The organism is Marinitenerispora sediminis (assembly GCF_003336425.1).
Taxonomy (GTDB): Bacteria; Actinomycetota; Actinomycetes; order Streptosporangiales; family Streptosporangiaceae; genus Marinitenerispora; species Marinitenerispora sediminis.
In genome coordinates, this window is record NZ_QEIO01000296.1 from 1 (window position 1) to 1,812 (window position 1,812).

The 1,812-nt window shown below is 76.7% G+C and carries 1 protein-coding gene; it reads left to right on the forward strand.

Annotated elements, in window-relative coordinates:
- Window positions 1-49 precede the first annotated feature (49 nt).
- Window positions 50-1,812 (forward strand): SAV_2336 N-terminal domain-related protein (locus DEF28_RS26395; RefSeq protein WP_267900219.1); only part of this gene is annotated, 1,763 nt, incomplete at its 3' end.

Consider the following 1,812-nt stretch of genomic DNA (forward strand, 5'->3'; position numbering starts at 1 on the left):
CCCCGATCCCCCGTCCGCGCCGCCGCCGGCGGACGTCGTGGAGGAGCCCGTGGACCGGCCGCCGTGGACGGCGGCCGAGCTCGGGCTGGCCCCGCCCCCGCTGGCGGGAGCCGCCGCCGGCTCCGCCGCAGCCCGCCGGCTCGCCGGCCGGCAGGCCCTGCCCCGCGAGTTCCGGCCGTTCCGGGCCTGGCGCTCCGACCTTCGCCGCCGCGAGCTGGACGAGCGGCGCACGGCCGACGATTTCGCGCAGCGGGCGCTCGCCATGCCGCACGCCCTGGCGCGCGGGACGGCCCCCGTCCTGCCACGGATGCGGCCGGGCCGGGAGCTGGGCATCGACCTCACGCTGCTGGTCGACGACTCCCTGTCGATGCTGCTGCACCGCTCGCTGGTGGACGACTTCGTCGAACTCCTCGCCCCGCTCGGGGTGTTCCGCAGCACGACCGTGCTGCGCTTCGACTCCGACAAGGCCGGCCACGACTCCCTGGAGCTCACGGCCGCGCACGGTGCCGCGCCCCTGGCCGAGGAGCTGTTCCTCGGCGCCCGCGACAACGCGGTCGCGCTGGTGCTCACCGACGGTGTCGGGCACGGCTGGCACACCGACGCCGTCCAGTCGTGGCTGGCGCTGTGGGGGCGCTCGTCCTCCCTGGCGGTGGTCCAGCTCCTGGCCCGGCATCAGTGGCGCCGCACCGGCATGCGGCTGCACCGCGTGGAGCTGACGGTCCCCCAGGCGCCGGCGCTGGGACTGGCGGCCAACGAGCGCTACGCGGCCCGCCCGCTGTCGCACGGCGGCGGCCCCGTGCGGGCCTCGGGCGACGGTGCCGGGCCGCTCGCGGTACCGGTGCTGCAGCTGGAACCGGACAACCTGCGCCGCTGGGTGCGGTTCGTCACCCGGGAGCAGGCGGCGCCGCGCTACCGCGTCCCCGCGCTGCTGGTGCGCCGGGGCGCGCCGCCGCCGGAGGAGTTCGAACTCGGGGCGCCGCCCGCCGGGCTCCACGAGCCGGAGGAGCCGGGAGCGGCGGTGCGCAGGTTCCGCGCCTCCGCCTCCCCCGCCGCCTTCCAGCTCGCCGTGCACCTGGCGGCCGTGCCGCTGAACCTGCCGGTGATCCACCTCGTCCAGGACGTGATGCTGCCGGAGTCGGACTCCGCGGACCTCACCGAGGTCCTGTGCGGCGGCCTCGTCGAGCGGGTCCCCGCCGGGAAGGACATCGACGACCCCGCGACGGTGTCGCTGCGGTTCCGGCCCGGCGTGCGGACCTCGCTGCTCGCCGCGGGCGGGCGCCGCTCGGAGATCATCCGGCTGCTGCGGGCCGTGGCGCACCGGCTGGGTCCGCAGGTTCCGTGGTTCGCGGACCTGGAGCGCTTCATGGCCGACCCCGGCGCGGGCGCGCTCGCCGATCCGGAGGCCGACGCCATCCCCTTCGCGCGCTCGGTGCGGGCCGCGCTCGACGCGCTGCCCGAGCCCTACCGCGCGGCCGCCGACCGGCTGGCGGCCCTCGACGGCCCGGCCGACAGGCCGGACATCTCCCCGCAATCCACCGGCACTTCCGGCATCACCCCAGGTCAAAAGGGTGAAAGCCCTGCCTCGAAGCCGGTCCCCGCAGTAGAGTTCGAAGCGGATCCGCGGGCCGGCGCCGCGTCCTCGGCAGGGCGCGGCGGACGGCCGGCCCCTCCCGACACTACGGACGGCGACCGCGTGACTACCACCGACCCCCTGGTTGACTCCACCGCCCCGGAACAGGCACCTCACGTTGCACCCGTGGAGCGGCCCACGCCGACTGAACTCCCTGTTGGAGGAACCGTGGTTACCGACCC